General features: G+C 69.6%; 13 protein-coding genes and 1 tRNA gene. 3 read left to right on the top strand and 11 right to left on the bottom strand.

The genetic code is table 11. The features are described 5' to 3' along the window. Window positions 1-24 precede the first annotated feature (24 nt). Window positions 25-1155: a putative NPN-dependent ornithine cyclodeaminase gene (locus D7V88_RS13795; protein WP_244238132.1), complete on the top strand. Its 1131-nt coding sequence runs from the start codon at window positions 25-27 to the stop codon at window positions 1153-1155. Window positions 1156-1161: 6 nt separating this feature from the next. On the opposite strand, the gene D7V88_RS13790 is transcribed toward D7V88_RS13795, so the two are convergent. After that, a complete protein-coding gene (locus D7V88_RS13790) occupies window positions 1162-2820 on the bottom strand; it encodes a ligand-binding sensor domain-containing protein (protein ID WP_147448723.1) in 1659 nt (552 codons plus the stop codon). A 246-nt stretch (window positions 2821-3066) separates the two neighbouring features. On the opposite strand from D7V88_RS13790, the gene D7V88_RS13785 reads away from it, so the two are divergent. After that, a complete protein-coding gene (locus D7V88_RS13785) occupies window positions 3067-3981 on the top strand; it encodes a hypothetical protein (protein ID WP_120541098.1) in 915 nt (304 codons plus the stop codon). A 73-nt stretch (window positions 3982-4054) separates the two neighbouring features. Here the strand turns inward: D7V88_RS13785 and D7V88_RS13780 are convergent, their stop codons facing one another. The 8 genes from D7V88_RS13780 to D7V88_RS13745 all read right to left on the bottom strand — a co-directional run bounded on the left by D7V88_RS13780 (window position 4055) and on the right by D7V88_RS13745 (window position 15449). Next, window positions 4055-5872, bottom strand: coding sequence for an acyl-CoA dehydrogenase (locus D7V88_RS13780; protein WP_120541097.1), 1818 nt, complete (start codon window positions 5870-5872; stop codon window positions 4055-4057). A 99-nt stretch (window positions 5873-5971) separates the two neighbouring features. After that, complete coding sequence (locus D7V88_RS13775; protein ID WP_158625080.1) at window positions 5972-8488, bottom strand: VIT domain-containing protein; 2517 nt, start codon at window positions 8486-8488, stop codon at window positions 5972-5974. Window positions 8489-8659: 171 nt separating this feature from the next. Continuing rightward, window positions 8660-9289: a glutathione S-transferase family protein gene (locus D7V88_RS13770; protein ID WP_120541095.1), complete on the bottom strand. Its 630-nt coding sequence runs from the start codon at window positions 9287-9289 to the stop codon at window positions 8660-8662. Window positions 9290-9470: 181 nt separating this feature from the next. After that, window positions 9471-10595 (bottom strand): slipin family protein, encoded by a 1125-nt coding sequence (locus D7V88_RS13765; RefSeq protein WP_120541094.1) that lies wholly within the window; start codon window positions 10593-10595, stop codon window positions 9471-9473. A gap of 289 nt (window positions 10596-10884) precedes the next feature. After that, a tRNA-Gly gene (locus tag D7V88_RS13760) sits at window positions 10885-10954 on the bottom strand. 240 nt (window positions 10955-11194) lie between these two features. Next, window positions 11195-11878 (bottom strand): class I SAM-dependent methyltransferase, encoded by a 684-nt coding sequence (locus D7V88_RS13755; RefSeq protein WP_120541103.1) that lies wholly within the window; start codon window positions 11876-11878, stop codon window positions 11195-11197. Window positions 11879-11899: 21 nt separating this feature from the next. Further along, window positions 11900-14044: a glycogen debranching protein GlgX gene (glgX, locus tag D7V88_RS13750; protein ID WP_120541093.1), complete on the bottom strand. Its 2145-nt coding sequence runs from the start codon at window positions 14042-14044 to the stop codon at window positions 11900-11902. A 136-nt stretch (window positions 14045-14180) separates the two neighbouring features. Beyond that, window positions 14181-15449, bottom strand: a complete 1269-nt coding sequence (locus D7V88_RS13745) for a hypothetical protein (RefSeq protein ID WP_120541092.1) — start codon at window positions 15447-15449, stop codon at window positions 14181-14183. A gap of 291 nt (window positions 15450-15740) precedes the next feature. On the opposite strand from D7V88_RS13745, the gene D7V88_RS13740 reads away from it, so the two are divergent. Further along, window positions 15741-15947, top strand: a complete 207-nt coding sequence (locus tag D7V88_RS13740; protein ID WP_120541091.1) for a hypothetical protein — start codon at window positions 15741-15743, stop codon at window positions 15945-15947. A gap of 143 nt (window positions 15948-16090) precedes the next feature. Here the strand turns inward: D7V88_RS13740 and D7V88_RS13735 are convergent, their stop codons facing one another. Next, the gene (locus D7V88_RS13735) at window positions 16091-16660 is read right to left on the bottom strand and encodes a hypothetical protein (protein ID WP_120541090.1); all 570 of its coding nucleotides are present in this window, start codon (window positions 16658-16660) and stop codon (window positions 16091-16093) included. A 234-nt stretch (window positions 16661-16894) separates the two neighbouring features. After that, window positions 16895-17536, bottom strand: a complete 642-nt coding sequence (locus tag D7V88_RS13730) for a hypothetical protein (protein ID WP_147448722.1) — start codon at window positions 17534-17536, stop codon at window positions 16895-16897. Window positions 17537-17540 lie beyond the last annotated feature (4 nt).

The following is a 17540-nucleotide window of genomic DNA, read 5'->3' as shown; positions in this document are numbered from 1 at the left end:
GGGTGCGCGGGCCGCTTGAACCGGGTGGGAGGCCCTGCGCATGGTGGCGGGGTGACGACCATTGCTCATCCCGACTTCACGGCGGCGCGGTTTGGTGACTTCCCGGACGCGCGCTTCGAGCCAGCGCCCGCGGACGGCGTGCTGCCCGAGGGTTTCTTCACCACGACGAACCTGCCCACGTACGTGCGGGTGGACGGGCGGTGGCGGATGCCGCGCGAGCCGCGCATGGACGGGGCGCTGGTGTTGGACGCGCAGGGCGAGCTGTGGATTCGCGAGGGCCGGCGGGTGAAGGCGGGCGAGCGCGTGGTGGTGGGGCTCGCGGAGGACGGCCGCGAGGGTGTGTACGTGAACCTGGAGTACCTGGCCGAGGGCTCGGACGGCGAGTTCAAGTTCATGACGAGCCAGGTGTCGCGCGAGAAGCCCATCGACTACGGGCACATGGCGCGGCTGTTGGTGGAGGAGCGCGAGCGGGGCGGCTATCCCATCTGGGTGACGGGGCCGGCGCTGGTGCACTCGCGGGCGCGCGCGGACATGACGTGGTTCGTGACGAACGGTTTCGTGGGGGCGCTCCTGGCGGGCAACGCGGTGGCGGTGCACGACATCGAAGCGTCCATCTTCGGCACGACGTTGGGGATGAGCGGCGCGGGCGAGGCGACGTCCGGCGGCCACGGGCTGCACATGCGGGCCATCAACCGGGTGCGGCAGGCGGGCTCCATCGCGAAGGCGGTGGAGGCGGGCATCATCACCAACGGCATCATGCATGCGTGCGTGGTGAACAAGGTGCCCTTCGTTCTGACGGGGTCCATCCGGGATGACGGTCCGTTGCCGGACGTGGTGACGGACAATCTGGCGGCGCAGGACGCGATGCGCCGGCACGCGGTGAAGGCGACGATGGCGGTGCTTGTCGCCACGGCGCTGCACGCCATCGCGACGGGCAACATGCTGCCGGCGTTCGTGGTGGAGCAGGACGGCTCCTTGCGCGAGCTGCCCACCATCTGCGTGGATTCGTCCGAGTTCGTGGTGAGCAAGCTGAAGGACCGCGGCACGCACCAGGCGTTCGGCGTGGTGACGAACGCGCAGGACTTCATGCACATCCTGCGGCTGTATGTGGAGCGCGAGCTGGCGGCGCGCGCACTGCCTCCGAAGCCGGCGTAAGGGGCTTCAGCGCTGGCTGACGGCGGTGGACGCGGACTTCCAGGTGGCGCGGGACAGTCCGCCCTCGGTGCCGAAGAATGCGGAGTCGCCTTCCGGAAGCACGGCGTACACGCGCGGATCCGCCAGCCGGGGCAGGGCGTGCACCGAGCCGGTGCCCGCGTCGAAGTACGAAGCGCCGAGCAGCGTTCCCACCAGCGCCCCACCGGGCACGAGCGCGGTGGAGACGATGGCCGGGGAAGGCAGGCCGGACGCGGTGCGCACGCGCGTCCACGTCGCGCCGTCGAAGTAGCTGAAGCCATCCTGGCAGGTGCCCGCGATGGCGCGTCCCTGCGCGTCGGTGGACAGCGCCGTCACCCAGTTGTCGGTGAGGTCGCGGCCGTCATGGAAGCGCTGCCAGCGCTCGCCATCCCAGCGCAAGAGGCCCCGGTCCTCGCTGCCCATCCACAGGAAGCGGCCGGAGCCTTCCGCGACGGACGGGTGTTCACTCCAGCCTTCGGGAAGGGGCAGCCGCTTCACCAGCGACAGGGGCGAACTGCCCGGGGTGACCACGGACACGCCGCGTCCATCCGCCAGCGCCACCCCGTCCGCCACCCGTGAAGCCCCGAGCACGGACAGCTTCCCGAGGGCCACGGGGTTGCGGCCGCCGTAGGCCACTTGGGTCCACGTCTTGCCGTCATGGAAGCCCAGGCCGTACGTGGTGGCGACGTAGAGGTTCTGTCCATCGCTGGTGATGCCCAGCACCTGGTTACTGGGAAGCGCGGGCGTGCGGACGGTCTGCCACCTGCCGTCATCGCGCTGCCAGCAAGCGCCCCGGTCGAACGTCCCCACGACGAGCCGACCCTGATGCCGAGCGAGCGCGGTGATGTGATTGCCGCACAGCTGCCCGGTGGGCGTGACGCGGCGCCAGCCCTTCGCCTCGCGAAGGAAGACGCCCGAAGCGCGCGTGCCCACCCAGTCACCGTTCAACACGGTGGCGCCTTCAGGAACGCTCGACGCTGTATCGGAGGCACCCCACGCGCGCACGTCGCCGTGGCTCCCCACGACGTTCACGCCGTGCCCCGTGACGGTGAAGGACAAGGGCCCCGTGGGCACGGTGCCCACCGTCGCCAGACGCCCGCGCGAGTCGATGGAGAACGCACCCTCGCTGGTGCCCACGTCCACGCCGTCGCGCGTGTCGGAGAGGAAGCGCACCGGACCGGGCAGCGCCCACGCGCGCGAGGTGCCCAATTCGAACAGGCGACCTTCGGCGGTGCCAGCGAACCGGGGCGAGAACGCGGTGTAAGTGGCGCCCGGAACCAGCACGGCGGCCAGCGACTCCAACCGGCTCACGTAGTCCGGCGTGCTCGCATCATCGGCGGCGGGCAGGGCCTGCCAGCGCACGTCCAGCACAGGAGTCACCTGGAAGCCTGCGTCCAGCGACACCAGCCCCTCATCGGTGGCCACGAAGAGTCGGTCGCCGGTGGACTCCATCGCGCGACAGAAGTGGCTGGGAAGGCCGTCCTCGACGGTGAGCACGCGCACGGAGCGACCGGCGGGCGTGAACACCTCCAGCCCGCCTTCGGTGCACGCGACGACGTGGTCCCCGAAGGGCTCCACGTCGTGCACGGTCTCGGTGTTGGTGACGGTGGCCGCGAGGGCCAGGGCAGTGAGGGCGGAGAGCATCACGCCCGACCCTCATTGCGAACCCCGGGCCAACCCCACCGCCCCTCCATCCCCAGGCATTGGCCTTCGGGTGTGTCTCCCGACGACCACACCCGTGCGGCCCCAGGCCAGCGGAGGCGGCCCGGGGCGGCAGTGCTTGAAATGCTTCCGCGACCGGCTCTCAGGGCGGGCCGGTTGACCCTGTCGCCCTTTCGCGGACTACAGTCGCGCCGGGGGAATTGGGGCCGGGCCTCCGTTGGAGTCCACCGCATGCTGCGTTCTGTTTCTTCCCTGGCGAAGGCGCTCGCGTTCGCCGTCCTCTGCGCTTGTACGCAGCCCGACCCGTGCGAGGACGCCGACTGCGGTCCGGGCCAATGCCTGCCGTCCTCCGAACAGGCCACGTGCAGTTGTCCCCAGGGCTACGTCCCGGCGGGGAAATCCTGCCAGCGGAACGTGCGCGAGGGGGATGACCATGGGGACTCCTTCGAGGCCGCGACGCCCGTGGAGCCCATGGAGCCCTCCCAATCGGTGACCGCGAACCTGGACACCCCTGACGACGTGGACCTGTTCTCGTTCCACGTCACGGCCGGACGCATCTACCTGTTCTCCTGCTACGGATCCATGGGTGGCTACACCCCGAACTGCAAGGTCACGCTCCTCGGCGCGGACGGGCTGAAGTTGCCGGGCTCGGTGGGCGTGGTGACTGTCTCGTCCTTCCAGTTGGGCGTGCTCGCCACGCAGGGGGGCACCGTGTACGCCCGCGTGGAGCGCTACTCCAGCAGCTCCACCTTCCACCCCTCCTACGCATATTCGCTGCTGGACCGGGGGCCGGACGACTTCGCGAACACCCTCACGGAAGCCACCCCGGTGCCCGTCGGCACCACCCTCTCGGGGAGCGTTGAGCCCTACGGCGATGTCGACGTCGTCGCGCTGGACGCCGTCGCGGGCCGCGCCTATCGGCTGGAGTGCAGGGGTGCCACCAGCAGCTGCGGCATGCGGGTGCGCGGCCCCGGGGGCGAGGTGCTGTACGAGTCAAGGTCCGGTGCGCCGTGGAGGATCGAGACGTTCGACCTCCAGGGGATGCAGGAAGGCCGTCATACGGTCGAGCTGTTCCTCTTCAAGGGGGTCCTCTACAGCACCGGAACTGGCGGCTACACCTTCTCTGTCGCCGACCTGGAGCCTTGATCCGGGCCCTCACCGCTCCGAAGGCCCGAAGGACGTATCGCTACCGACCTTCGGGCCCCATCCGGGAGGAGGACTAGAAAGACTCTTCCGGCACGTCCATCAGGTCCAGGTTGCCGTGCTCCACCATGCGCGCGGCGTGGGCGACGCCGGGCAGCACCTCGTGGCAGAACCACCGGGCGCTGGCCACCTTGCCGCTGTAGAACGCCTTGTCGCCGGGGTTGGACTTCATCCGGACCAACGCGACGGCGGCGTGGCGCACCAGCAGCCAGCCGATGACGACCTCCGCCACGGCGGCCAGCACGCGGTTGCCCTGGAAGCCCACGTGGTAGACGGACTCGCCCAGCTTGCCCATCAGCGTGCCGAGCATCGTCTCCAACTGGCCCAGGGCCTCACCCAGCGCGGCGCGCTCGGTCTTCAGCTCCGGACCGCCCTCTTCACCTTCGGCCGTCTCACGGATGCGCGACAGCAGGCCCTGGAGCGTCGCGCCGCCATCCCGAGCGACCTTGCGCATCAGCAGGTCCAACGCCTGGATGTGCGTGGTGCCCTCGTAGAGCGAGTCGATCTTCTGGTCCCGGATGTACTGCTCCACCGGGTAGTCCGTCAGGTAGCCCGAACCGCCGTGCACCTGGAGCGACAGCGACAGCAGTTCGTACGCCTTCTCCGAGCAGTAGCCCTTCACCAGCGGCAGCAGCATGTCGTTGAGCACGTCCGCTTCACCCGCCGCGGTGGAGCGGTGGCCGCCTTGGATCTCCACCTGGTCCTGCGCGGACGCGGTGAACAGACACAGCGCGCGCATGCCCTCCGCGTGCGCCTTCTGCGCCATCAGCATGCGGCGCACGTCCGGGTGCTGGAGGATGGTGACGCGCGGCGCGGACTTGTCGCGAGCCTTCGCCAGGTCGCTGCCCTGCACGCGGTCCTTCGCGAACGACAGCGCGCGGAAGTAGCCCGCGGACAGCGCGGCCATGGACTTGAGGCCCACCGCCATGCGCGCGTTCTCGATGATGTGGAACATCTGCCGGATGCCGTCATGCACCTCGCCCAGCAGCAGGCCGCGCGTGGGCTTGCCGTCGCCGAACGTCAGCTCGCACGTGACGGACCCCTTCAGGCCCATCTTCTTCTCCAGCTTGGTGCACACGACGTTGTTGTGCTCACCCATGCTGCCGTCCTCGTTCACCCAGTACTTGGGCACGACGAACAGCGACAGGCCCTTGGTGCCCGGCGCCGCGCCTTCCGGACGCGCGAGCACCATGTGGATGATGTTCTCCGCGATGTCCGACTCGCCGTTGGTGATGAAGCGCTTGACGCCTTCGATCTCCCACAGGTCACCGTCCACATGCCGGGCCTTCGTGCGCGCGGCGCCCACGTCGCTGCCGGCGTCGGGCTCGGTGAGCACCATGGAGCCGCTCCAGTTGCGGTCCATCATCTTCTGGAGGAAGCGCTTCTTCTGCGACTCCGTGCCCAGCCGGTCGATGATGCGCACCAGCAGGTTGCCCAGCGTGAAGAACGCCAGCGATGCGTTGCTGCCCAGCAGCATCTCGAACGCGGCCCACCCCAGCGACGGCGGCGCGCCCATGCCGCCCAGGTGCGGGGGCTGCTCCAGCAGGTGCATGCCGGCGTCGTAGAAGGAGCCCATCGCCGCCTTGAGGCCGGGGGGCAGCTTCACCTCGCCGTTGATCAACTGGGGCGGGTTGTGTTCGGACTCGTCGAAGCTCTTCGCCAGCTCCTCCGTGCACAGCTTGGAGAAGGCCTCCAGCGTCTGCCGGGCCGTCGCCTCGTCCAGGTCCCCGAAGGGCGCCTTGCCCAGCGACGTGTGGCCGATGTCGAGGAACTCGAAGAGGTTGAACTCAATATCGCGGAGGTTGGGCGTGTAGTGCAGGGACGACGACGACATCGGCGGACTCCTCACGGTCGGCGCTGAAAACAGGCCCGCGCCAGGACTGAGGCGCGGGCACGGACGGGACCGTGAGGGTACCCGAGATTGATTCAGGGGTCAGTCGCGCCGCGAGTGGATGACGCGCAGCGTCTCACTGCGCTCGAAGCGGTTGCCCGCAGCGTCACGGGCGACGAACACCAACTCATACGTTCCGGCCGGGGTGCCTTCCGGGACGATGAGTGAGGTGGTGAAGCGCAGGCCGTCCTGCGACGTGAGCTGCTGCTGCTCTTCGCCGAACAGCTCGCCGTACACGCTGACCTCCTTCGTGGCCTCCACCGCGTCCACGTCCAGCGTCAGGGTGTCACCGGGGGCAAGCTCCCGCTGGGAGAGGGCGACCTCGAAGTCGTTGCCCTTGGAGTCCAGGCGGTAGCGGACCTCGCTGCGCTGCACGTGACCGTCCGCCAGCTCCGTGATGAGGAACACCGTGTAGTAGCCATCCGAGACACCCAGCGGCACGAGGAACCGGCCGCGCCAGGCACCCGACACCGCGTCGAACGTGAGCGGCTTCACGAGGCCGAAGGGGAAGTAGGCCGTGACGCGGCGGGCATCGCGCGGGGCGCGCACGGAGATGATGGGGTCGCCGGGAGGAATCTCCTCGCGGCTGAGCGAACCGTCCACCATGCCGTCGGGGAGCTGCACGGGGACCAGCTCCTTCACCGTCTCACCGTTGGGGTCGGTGCGCGCCACCTGCTCCACCGCGACGAAGGACGTGAAGCGGCTCATCAGGTGGTACTCGAGCGCGGTGTTCGTGATGCCCTGCACGATGTCGGGCGTCTCACCGCGGTAGCCCTGCACGGTGAGCTCCTCGATGCGCTGGCGGGCCCAGAGGCTCTTGAGCGCGTCGTGTTCCGGGGCGACCTCCGGGAAGTGCACGGGCACATCGAAGCGGCGGAGTTCCCCGCGAACGCGGCCGGAGATGCGCAGCAGGCCGTCACCGGTGCCGGTGAACTTGCCCACGAGGAACAGCGGCTGGCCGGCGAAGAGGTCCGGCACGGACTTCGGGTACACGTCGGTGACGGGCAGGCCTTCGGTGTCCACGACGAGCGACGTGAGGACGGGGCCGCGCATGCGCTGCTCGAACTCGCGGGCGACTTCCTCTTCGGGGCGGTTGAGGTTGACGAAGGTGGAGGCGCCCCGGCCGAGTTCACCCATCTTCGCGATGAGGTAGCGGTTCACGCCGTTGCCCACGCCCGCGGCGAAGATGCGCGTCTCTTCGCGCAGGTGGGTCTGGAGCGTGTTGAGCACGGAGTCATCCCCGCCGATGAGGCCGTCGGTCATGAAGAGCACCATGCGCAGGCGGGCCGGGTCGTTCTCCGGCACCATGGCTTCCTGCGCGGCGATGCGCACGTCGGTACCGCCACCGCCCCAGAAGTTGGCGACATAGGGCAGGGCGTTCTGGATGTTCTCCGGCGTGGCGGGGACAGCGCCAGGCGCGAACTTCGTCACCTGCGTGTCGAAGTTGAGGACCTGGAAGGTGTCCTCCGGCATCAGGTGGTTGAGCACCTCCTTCGTGATGGCCTTGGACTTCTCAATCGCGAGGCCGGACTGCGAGCAGGACGTGTCCAGGACCATGTACAGCTCGCGGGGGACGATCTCCTTCTCGGTGGGGGCGAGCTGCGGGTTGAGCATCACCATGAAGTAGCCGTGGTCCGCGCCGGGGTCGCGGTGCATGAGGACGGCGGGGCGGATGAGTGCGTCGGCGACGACGTACTCCAGCGTGAAGTCCTTGTTGGGGATGCGGTCGTCGCGGCCCAGGCTGACGGTGGCGCGGGACTGGCGCTCGCGCTTCACCTCCACGCGGTGGGAGGTGGAGCGAAGCGAGTGCACCGGAAGGCCCGCGTCCAGGCGCACGGTGAGCCGGATGTCATGGCCGCTGCGCATGTCGGAGGGAAGGACAGGGGGCGTGATGCGGCTGGCGTCGGGGACGGTGGTGGTGTCGGGGACGGTGCCTTCGCCCTGGCGCGTGGCCAGCGGCTCGCCGCCGATGAAGCGGGGGCCGACGACCATGGGGAAGGTGAAGCGGTAGGTGCCCGCGTCGTAGGTGAGGCGCTCCACGTAATGGATGCGCACGCGGATGGTTTCGCCGGGGAGGATGTTGGCGACGGACTGGGTGAAGATGTTGGGGCGCTCCTGGTCGAGCAGCGCGGCCGTCTTGCCCTCGGCCTTGGCGCGCTCGTAGGTGTCGCGGGCCTGCTCGCGGGTCTGGATGACGCCCTGGATGACGCGGGCGCCGACGTGCAGCTCCATGCCGTCCACCGCAGCCAGCTCCGGCAGCGGGAAGACGTAGAGCGCTTCGAGCGGCGAGGCGTAGGGGTTCTCGAACACCTGCGTCACGGTGACGGAGGCGAGGAAGCCGCTGACCTCCGCGTCCACCTCCGTGTGCTTGAGGCTGAAGGTGCGGGTCGCGGTGTCCGGGCATCCGGTGTCCTCGGCCTGCTGCCGCAGCAGCGCCACGAGCGTGCCCTGGGACTCGGCGCCCTGGCTGACGGGAGCCACCGGGGGAGGGCACGGGGTTTGGGCGAAGGCCGGAAGGGCCAGCAGACAGACGAAGAGCGTGGCGAGCGTGACTCGCATGGACGGGGCCTTGGGTTGCAGGGTGTGCCGGAGGGACATTGCAGCCCGTGGGCCAACCCCCAACGCCCCGGAAACCCCTCGGAAGGACGGGGCGTGTGGGCCGCTCGGAGACACTTCGCGTGCATCACCGTGGCCGTCCGGCCACACCCCGGGAGGTGCCCGCCCTCTACGTCAACTGCGGGGCAGGGACGGCGCGGTGCGCTTCCACGCCTCGAGTTCCTGCACGCGCCCGAGCCAGGCTCGGAGGTTCGCGTAGTCCGCGATGGGCAGGCGCGCCGGACCGGCGAGGGCGAACGACGCGGCCAGGGAGAAGTCCGCGAGCGTCAGGCGATCCTGCGCGACCCACGTCCTGCCCTCCAGGTGCGCGTCCAGGAGCTGCGCGTTCTGCGCGACGAGCGCCTCGCCCCGTGCGAGCTCGGCGGGGTCCGCCGGCCCGCGTCCCGTCTGCGCCTTCACGAAGTTCTCGAAGACCAGGATGGTGTTCGCCGGGGCCATGTGGGCCGAGCACCAGAAGAGCCAGCGGCTCACATCGGCGCGGCCGTGTGCATCCGTCGGGAGCAGGGTCTGCCCCGGGGTCTTCTCGGTCAGGTACAGCATGATGGCGCGCGACTCCCAGAGCAGGAAGCCGTCGTCATCGAGGACCGGGACGCGCCCATTGGGGTTGAGCTTCAGGTGCGGCGCCCCGCGCTGCTCGCCCTTGGGCAGGTCGACCACGATGCGCTCAAGCGGCACGTCGAGGTGGGCGGCCACGAGCAGTACACGGCGCGAATTTCCGGACATCGGATGGAAGTAGAGCTTCATGACAGTCCTCCTGGACCGCATCGGGTGGATGGGCACAACCTGCCCGCCCGTTGTGACAGGGGAATGTCAGGTATTGTCGGGCGCGTACGATTGTTCAGCGCCTCCGCACCCGTGGCGGACGCACGAAGGCCCCCGGACCCGTGCTTCCGGTCCGAGGGCCTCCACGGTGCTCACAGGTGCATCAGCCGCCCTTGAGCTGGAGCGTGGGCACCGCGCCCTCGCCCAGCACCAGGTGGACCTGACCCACCTTGGACGCGAGGTCCTTGTACGCCTCCAACTCCTTGAGCCGCACCAGGAGCGGGTTCTCCGCCAGCACCTTCGCCGTCTGCGCCATGGACCGCGTGGCCGCCGTCTCCTCGCGGCGCGTGATGACGTTGGCCTCCGCTTCCTTCTGCGCCTGGATGACCCGGTTGAGCAGCTCCTTCATCTCACCCGGCAGCACCACGTCCTTGATGCCGAACCGCAAGAGCTCCAGGCCCACGTTCTCCGCCCCCGCCTTCACCTGCGCGAACAGCGAATCCGCCACCGCCTCCCGCGACGCCAGCAACTCATCCAGCGTGCGGGTGGCCACCGCCTCCCGCGACGCCAACTGCATCGCCAGGTACAGCACGTCGTCCGGCGCCCGCGACACCACCGACAGCCGGCGCGCATCCGCCACGCGGAACGCCGCGGACAGGTTGAGCCGCAGCGACACGCGGTCCTTCGTCATCACCTCCTGACCGGTGACGTGGAGCAGCCGCTCACGCAGGTCGATGACCGCGAACTGCACCTTGTGCACCACCGTCCACGCCGCGTGACGGCCCGGAGGCAGCACGGCCTCCAGCACGCCGTCCACGTACCGCAGCGCCACGCTGCCCTCGGCGGCGATGCACTCCGTGTAGTCGGTGGAAGGAATGAGCGCGCGCACCTCGTCGCTCGGCGGTGACGTCACCACCCCGGACACGTCCACGCGCTCCACCTTCACCGTCGGCGTTTCGGGCCGACCGGTACGACCGGGCAGCCGCTGCGCCGTCCACACCTGGTGCTGACCCCGCTTCAGCCACTGCACCGGCTGGCCGTGATGGAAGAGGATGGCCCGCTCGTCCGAGGCCAGCTCCACCACCTGGAGGTCCTTCTCCGGCACCAACGCGAGCTTCGCCTCGTCCAGGCGGATCAGCGGCTGCTCAATCGAAACGCGCTCGAAGCGGACGTGCTGGAAGGGACGCACCACCCAGTGCCGACCCGGCCCCAGGTACTGCTCCGCCCGCCCGTTCACCACGACGAACAGCCGCTCGTTCTGCGCCACTTCCACCCGACCGATGCTCATGACACGCCACCCCTGTTGCCTCCCGCGAAGGGGAGGGTCCCGCGAAAAAGAAGAAAGGATCCGAACGAGAAAAGAGACCCCGCCGCTCACGGGCGCTTCCCGCGGACAGACCGTCCAGCCCACTTCCCGCCGCCCGCGCGTTCGCACCGGATGCCGGTCACGGACGGCGACCGGAGCGTTCCGCGAGCCGCACGGAGGCATCCAGAAGCCCTGGCGACCGACCAGGCTGCGTCGAAGAGGAGGAAGAAGCGGTGGACCCGCGCTGACACCAGCGAAACGACGGGGTCTCCAGCGAACGAAGGAATCGAACCTTCGACACCGAGATTGGAGTTCTCGTGCTCTACCAGTGAGCTAGTTCGGGAGATGTCCGTGCAAGGGACGTTCATGCACGCCTGTCGGCAGCGTGCGACCGGTCGACCTTCGATGGTGGGGGAATGCGCGGAAGCGATGGCCTTGAAGTACGTCCGAATCCCGTGCCCCGGCGCAGAGCGCCGCTGCCTGGAATCGGAAGCCTCGGGCCAGCCCCGTGCACCCCCTGAAGCGCCGACGGGAGCACCAGACGCGACCGCGAAATGAACCTGACAACGCCCCCGCGAAACTCAGCCCCGCGTCACGTCCCACCAGCCGAACCACATCACGCGCTCCTCCGCGAGGATCTCCCAGCCGGGCGCGTGCACGTAGCTGCCCACCCGCAGGCCCGCGGCCTCCAGCGCGCGCACCGTCTCCTCGGAGGACCACAGGTGCAGCGTCACCACGGAGTCCGCCGTGCCCACCGGCCGCGTGGGATGTTCGTGCGCTTCCACCCCCGGCCTGCGCTCCAGCACCGTGAACAACATCCGGCCGCCCGGCTTCAGCGCCCGGGCCAGGTGTCCCAGCACGCGCGTCAGGTCGTCACAGAAGTCCAGGCACCCAATCACCAGCGCCACGTCGAAGGTGCCCAGGTCCTCGGGCACCGGATCCAGGTAGCTGTGCACGCGCCACGTGCCTGAAGGCCGCGAACGCTTCGCCAGCTCCAACATCTCAGGAGCCAGGTCCAGGCCCACCACGTCCACGGACGCCTCCAGGGCGCGCGTGTGCAGACCGGGCCCGCAGCCCACGTCCAGCACGCGCATCCCCGGGGCCACTGCTTCCGCGAGGAAGCGCTCCACGCGGTCGCCGTAGCGGTGCAGCGCGGGGTAGAGCACCTCGTAGGCGGAGGCGATCTCCCCGTACACCCTCGCGACGGCGGATCCGCTGGACCTCGTTTCAGGCCCGGGTGTTCCGCCGTCCGCTTCGTCCACCATGGCGCGCACCGCCGCACGGTATCACAGCGTGTTGTTGCCCCCGCTCTTGCGGAACACCGCGAGCGACCGCCCGGCCATGTCGAACTTGCCCGGCTTCATCTCCTCGTCGCCGCGCTTGTCGTCCGCCGTGTAGAGCTCCAGCACCCACACGCCGCCTTCGCCCAGCGGTGGCACCTTGAAGGACACCGTGTCGTGGTGCGCGTTGAGCAGCACCAGCAGGGAGTCCCCGCTGACGCGCTGGCCGCGCTCGTCCGGCGTGGGGATGGCGTCGCCACCCAGCAGGTACGCCAGCGACCGCACGAAGGGCTTCTGCCAGTCCTCCGGCCCCATCTCCGTGCCGTCCGGACGGAACCACGCCAGGTCCTTGTGCTCGGAGTCCCACAGGTGCTCGCCCTGGAAGAAGCGGCGGCGCTGCAACACCGGCTGCCCGTGGCGGAAGTGGATCAGCTTGCGCGTGAACGCGAGCATGTCCTGCTTCGTCGAATCCAGGTTCCAGTCCACCCACGACAGCTCGTTGTCCTGGCAGTAGGCGTTGTTGTTGCCCTTCTGCGTGCGGCCCATCTCGTCGCCCGCGACAATCATCGGCACGCCGTTGGACATGAAGAGCGAGGCGAGGAGGTTGCGCTTCTGGCGCTCGCGCAGGGAGATGATGCCCTTGTCGTCCGTCTCTCCCTCCACGCCGCAGTTCCAGGCCTGGTTGTCGTCCGCGCCGTCGCGGTTGTGCTCGCCGTTGGCCTCGTTGTGCTTGGAGCTGTACGTCACCAGGTCGTGCAGCGTGAAGCCGTCGTGCGCGGTGACGAAGTTGATGCTCGCCTGGGGCCTGCGGCGCGCCGCCGCGAACAGGTCCGCGCTGCCGGTGAGCCGGTAGCCGACCTCCGACGCCTGGTTCTCGTCGCCCTTCCAGTACTTGCGCAGCGCGTCCCGGTACTTGCCGTTCCACTCGTGCCACGGCGACGGGAAGCCGCCCACCTGGTAGCCGCCCATGCCCACGTCCCACGGCTCCGCGATGAGCTTCACGCGGCTCAAGACGGGGTCCTGGTTGATGATCTGGAAGATGGGCGCGTTCGGGTCGTAGCCGCCCTTGCCCACGCGCCCCATCACCGTGGCCAGGTCGAAGCGGAACCCGTCCACGTGCATCTCCTCCACCCAGTAGCGCAGCGAGTCCACCACGAAGCGCGCCGTCTGCGGGTTGGAGGTGTTGATGCTGTTGCCGCACCCGGTGAAGTCCAGGTAGTGCCGCGCCTCCGGCATCGTCCAGTAGTACGACGCGTTGTCGATGCCCTTGAACGACAGCGTGGGCCCCAGGTGGTTGCCCTCGCACGTGTGGTTGTACACGACGTCGAGGATGACCTCGATGCCCGCCGCGTGCAGCGACTTCACCATCGACTTGAACTCCGCCACCGCGCCGCCCGGCGTCTTGCGGCTCGCGTAGCGCTGCTCAGGCGAGAAGTAGTTCAGCGTGCTGTAGCCCCAGTAGTTCGACAGGCCCTTGTCGTTGAGGAACGAGTCGTCCGCGAACTCGAACACCGGCAGCAGCTCCACCGACGTCACGCCCAGCTTCTGGAGGTGTTCGATGATGACCGGCGAGCCCAGGCCCGCGTACGTGCCGCGCTGATGCTCCGGCACGCCCGGGTGCTTCATCGTGAGGCCGCGCACGTGCGCTTCGTAGATGACCGTCTTGCGCCAGGGGATGTCCAGGCGCCGGTCATTGCCCCAGTCGAAGAAGTCGCTCACCACCACGCTCTTGGGCATGCCGGCGGCGCTGTCGCGCTCGTCGCGCATCAGGTCCTTCTTCGGATGGTCCAGGGGGTAGCCGAACACCGGCTGCTTCCAGTCCACCTCGCCGTGCAGCGCCTTCGCGTACGGGTCCACCAGCAGCTTGTGCGGGTTGCAGCGGTGGCCCTTCTCCGGCTCGTAGGGGCCATGCACGCGCAGGCCGTACAGCGTCCCGGGCTCCAGCTCCGGCACGTAGCCGTGCCAGACGAACTCCGTGCTCACGGGCAGGTCGAAGCGCTCCAGCTCCTTCGTCGGGTCCGCCTTGTCGAACAGGCAGACTTCCACCCGGGTGGCCACCTGCGAGTACACCGCGAAGTTGGTTCCCGAGCCGTCGAAGGTCGCGCCGCGCGGCCAGGGCTTGCCCGGCCAGATCTCCCGCTTGCTGCTCATGGGTATCACTCGATTCCGTGGGGATGTTGCCGACGCAAGGTGGGTGCGACCTCGCGGTGCGGCAAGACGTCCGGACATGCCGAATGTCCACCCGAGAGCGATTCAGCAGGTGGTTTGGGGCGCAAATGCCTGATTTTCAAGCCGCGACGGCATGGTCCAGCGAGCGCCAGGTGCCCAGGGCCCAGTCCTGTTCGTCCGGATCATCGAAGCTGACGACGCACAGGGCGCGGCGGTTGCCGGAGCGGCACAGGGCTGTCAGCCGGCAGTCACCGGGCTCCACGTGGAGCGACGCGCGGCCACTGACGCGAGCCCCATGGTGCTCCAGCTCCAGGGCACGCCGCTCCGGACTGGTGGGCGCCAACTGCTCCTCCGCTGAATCCTCCAGGGGCAGCACGCGCACGGTGCGCCGGTGGTCCCGGGCCACCCAGCTTCCGTCCCCCAGACGCGTTTCGGCCAGGGAGCCGGGGATGCGGATCTCCCACCCCTCGGGGAGCGCCACCTGTACGAAGCCCCTCCGGTAGCCGATGGAGGGCCCGGTGCCCGGCGACTCCAGGGCGTGGCGGTGGACCTCCTCCGCCAGCGTTCCTCCCACGCCCAGATAGCCGAGCACCTCCTGCCACTCGCGCCACGGGTAGGGGAGCGTGGGGTCCTCGCGCCACGCCTGCTCCAGGAGCCGGGCCACGTCGCGCAGGCGCAGGCGCTCCTCGTCCAGGAGGGGCGCGCGCCAGACGACGTCCGTCCACAGGCGGCACAGCGCGCGGTTGAAGCGCACGCGCGCGTCCATCCCGGGCGTCCACCAGGGGAACACGTCCGTGCCCTGGCGCGGGTCGTCCATCACCGCGCGCAGCCACTTCTCGTCGCGGGGGCCCATGGGGGTGAGCAGCGCGCCCGGGTGCTGGAAGGTGTGGCCGAAGCGCATGGACAGCGCGAAGCCGGAGTTGCCCATGCTGCGCATGAGCACCACCTGCCCCACCGACTGCTGCAACCACGTCAGCATGTGCCCTTCCACCGGGCCGGCATCGCCCGTGTGGAAGTAGCCCGTGGCGTCGCCCACGCCCAGGTCCTCGTCCGGCGGCGCCCAACTGACGCCGTGCGCGTCGCCCAGGGACTTGAGCAGGTCACACAGGTACAGGTGGTAGCCGGGGCCCACGGCGCTCGTCTCCGCGGACACGACGATGCGCTCCTGCGTGGCGGCCAGCAGCGACACCTCGCCCGCGGCCGGATGCAGGCGCAGGCGCAGCACGGGGGCCGCCTGGGGCCCTTCTTCGATGCGCGAGGCCTCCAGCATCTCCCCCACGGTCCGCTGGACCCAGCCCTCCACCCGCTCGAGCCAGGCCTGCGGCGCCTCTGGGGGGGCGGACAGCGGGTCGCTTGCTCCTCGTCGGCCTGCCAGCAACAGCTTCATGCGTCGTGCGCCTTCGGTTCGGGTGGTGGGCGTGAAACCGTGTCGGGACCGGTGCCAGGACCTCCTTGGATAAGCCTCTCGCGCCTCCCTGTCATCCTGGGATGCTCACGGCCGGAGGGCAGTGTCCGCCCTGGACTCACCTGTCGGAGCGGCCGGAGGGCATCCAGGGGGGAGGGGCCCCGGTGTCCGCTGGCATCCAGGGGGAGGGAGCGCGCGGGCCCTGCGCCCGGAAGGCCTGCGGAAACCCCGGACGCGCACCACCCTTGGAGTGACTGAAAGGAGGCGTTCGTCATGAGCAAGAAGGACGTGCTGCACATTCCCCTGGAAGGGTTGCCTCCGGTGCCGGAGCGCCAGGCGGGAACGGAGGACGAGGCGCGTGAACACCGCGTGCCTCCCACCGTGGATCCCGACAGCGGGCCGGGCGAATCGCATGATCCGTTGATCATCAACCCGGTGATCAGCCCCCGGTCGCCATACCCGGGCGTCAGCGTGACGTAGGCTTCTTTCGCCCTGCTGCATCCAGGACCCCGCTGACGCCTCGCGCGTCGGCGGGGTTTGTCGTTGGCTTCCAACGCACGAAGCGCCCGCGACCTTCGAGGAGGTCACGGGCGCTCGGTGGGTTTCACGACGGCCGTGGAGGGCTAGCGCGTGGTGCCGCTGTTGGGCGACAGGTTGCCCGTCGAGTCCGGCACCGGCGTGTTCATGTTGCCCTTGGGCGCGTTCGGGTCGAGCGTGGAGTCGCTGGGGAGGCTGCCGTCCTCGGGCAGGACGCTGTCATCCGTGGACATGCCGGAGCCGCCGGTGCCCGGTTCGGTCATCTCGCCGTCGTGCACGCCCGGCTCGCTCTCGCTGGTGCCCGCGCCGCCGGTGCCCGGATTGAGGCTGTCGTCGCTGGCGGGCGGCAGGGTGGAGTCATCCGTCATGCCGGAGCCGCCCGTGTCCATGTCCGAAGGCGGCAACTGCGAGTCGGGCGTCGTGCTGCCCGTGTCGTAGCCGCTGCCGCCGCTGCTGGGCGGCGGCGTGGTGGTGGTGCCGGTGCCCGTGGTGTCCGTCCCGGTGCCCGTGGAGTCCGTGCCCATGGTGGAGTCGGAGGCGGGCGTGGTCTCCGTGCCGCGCGTCGCGGATTGATCCGACTTACAGCCCGTGCCGAGCGCCAGCGCGCCCACCAGCACCGCCGCCACCGTCAACTGCTTCTTCAGGAAGCTCTTCATGTGATTCCCCCGGATGGAGTCAGACTGCTTGTTTGAAAGGTCCCGACTGCCTGCTGGACCGAAAGTGAGCAGGCCCGGAGGTGTGTGCAGGGGGAGCTTCTTCGCCTGCCTGCTCGGGGAACGGCACTGGCAGGCGGACTTGCGCGGTTGCATCCGCGCGGCTGTCCATCGCACGGCACGGCCGGAGGACCGCCGTCCGATGCGCCGGGGGACTTCCATGGGAATGGGAAGGCCCTAGCGCCCCACACCCCCATCAATCACGGAGCCGCCGCCCAACGGCGTCACGGAGTTGCTGGATGTGTTGGTGTCCGGCGACAGCGTGGTGCCCGCCCCCGGGGCGGTGGTGCCCGTGCTGGGCGGCAGCACCGCGCCACTGCCGCTGACGGTGTTGCCCGCGCCCGGCGCGGCCGTGCTGCCGGTGTTGGGCGGTAGCACCGCGCCCGAACCACTGACGGTGCTGCCCGTGCCAGGGGCTGGCAGGCTGCCCGTGTTGGAAGGCATCACGGCGCCGGCGCCAGTGACGCTGCCCGGTGCGGCGCCGGTGACGCTGCCCGGTGTGGCGCCGGTGACGCTGTCCGCGGTGCCGGTGATGGGCGACGGCGCGGTGTAGGGCTGCGGCAGCACCGCGCCGCTGCCGCCCGTGTCGGTCCCCGGGTCGCCGTAGGTCCTCGTGGAGACCGGGTCCGTGACGCTCCCGGCGGGCGCGGCCGGCAGGGTGCCTGCTGGAGCCCCCGGATTCGGCTGCCCGGTGGTGATGGCGCCCGCGGAGTTGGGGTCCACCTGCGCGAGCAGGACGGGGGACTCGGTGGCGTCACGGGCGCAGCCGAGCGCCAGCGTGCCGGCGGCGAGACCCATCCAGATCCATTGTTGAGACATCGTC

The sequence above is a fragment of the Corallococcus terminator genome (assembly GCF_003611635.1).
In the GTDB taxonomy this organism is placed as follows: Bacteria; Myxococcota; Myxococcia; order Myxococcales; family Myxococcaceae; genus Corallococcus; species Corallococcus terminator.
Note: the sequence above shows the minus strand (reverse complement) of the source record. Positions and strands in the feature narration are given on the sequence as shown.

What these genes read in the sequence shown, in the direction of transcription:
- D7V88_RS13780 (WP_120541097.1), bottom strand. Translation starts at nt 5,872, where the DNA reads ATGTCGTCGTCGTCCCTGCACTACACGCCCAACCTCCGCGATATTGAG.
- D7V88_RS13765 (WP_120541094.1), bottom strand. Translation starts at nt 10,595, where the DNA reads ATGAGCATCGGTCGGGTGGAAGTGGCGCAGAACGAGCGGCTGTTCGTC.
- D7V88_RS13770 (WP_120541095.1), bottom strand. Translation starts at nt 9,289, where the DNA reads ATGAAGCTCTACTTCCATCCGATGTCCGGAAATTCGCGCCGTGTACTG.
- D7V88_RS13745 (WP_120541092.1), bottom strand. Translation starts at nt 15,449, where the DNA reads ATGAAGCTGTTGCTGGCAGGCCGACGAGGAGCAAGCGACCCGCTGTCC.
- D7V88_RS13740 (WP_120541091.1), top strand. Translation starts at nt 15,741, where the DNA reads ATGAGCAAGAAGGACGTGCTGCACATTCCCCTGGAAGGGTTGCCTCCG.
- D7V88_RS13785 (WP_120541098.1), top strand. Translation starts at nt 3,067, where the DNA reads ATGCTGCGTTCTGTTTCTTCCCTGGCGAAGGCGCTCGCGTTCGCCGTC.
- D7V88_RS13735 (WP_120541090.1), bottom strand. Translation starts at nt 16,660, where the DNA reads ATGAAGAGCTTCCTGAAGAAGCAGTTGACGGTGGCGGCGGTGCTGGTG.
- glgX (WP_120541093.1), bottom strand. Translation starts at nt 14,044, where the DNA reads ATGAGCAGCAAGCGGGAGATCTGGCCGGGCAAGCCCTGGCCGCGCGGC.
- D7V88_RS13755 (WP_120541103.1), bottom strand. Translation starts at nt 11,878, where the DNA reads ATGGTGGACGAAGCGGACGGCGGAACACCCGGGCCTGAAACGAGGTCC.
- D7V88_RS13775 (WP_158625080.1), bottom strand. Translation starts at nt 8,488, where the DNA reads ATGCGAGTCACGCTCGCCACGCTCTTCGTCTGTCTGCTGGCCCTTCCG.
- D7V88_RS13730 (WP_147448722.1), bottom strand. Translation starts at nt 17,536, where the DNA reads ATGTCTCAACAATGGATCTGGATGGGTCTCGCCGCCGGCACGCTGGCG.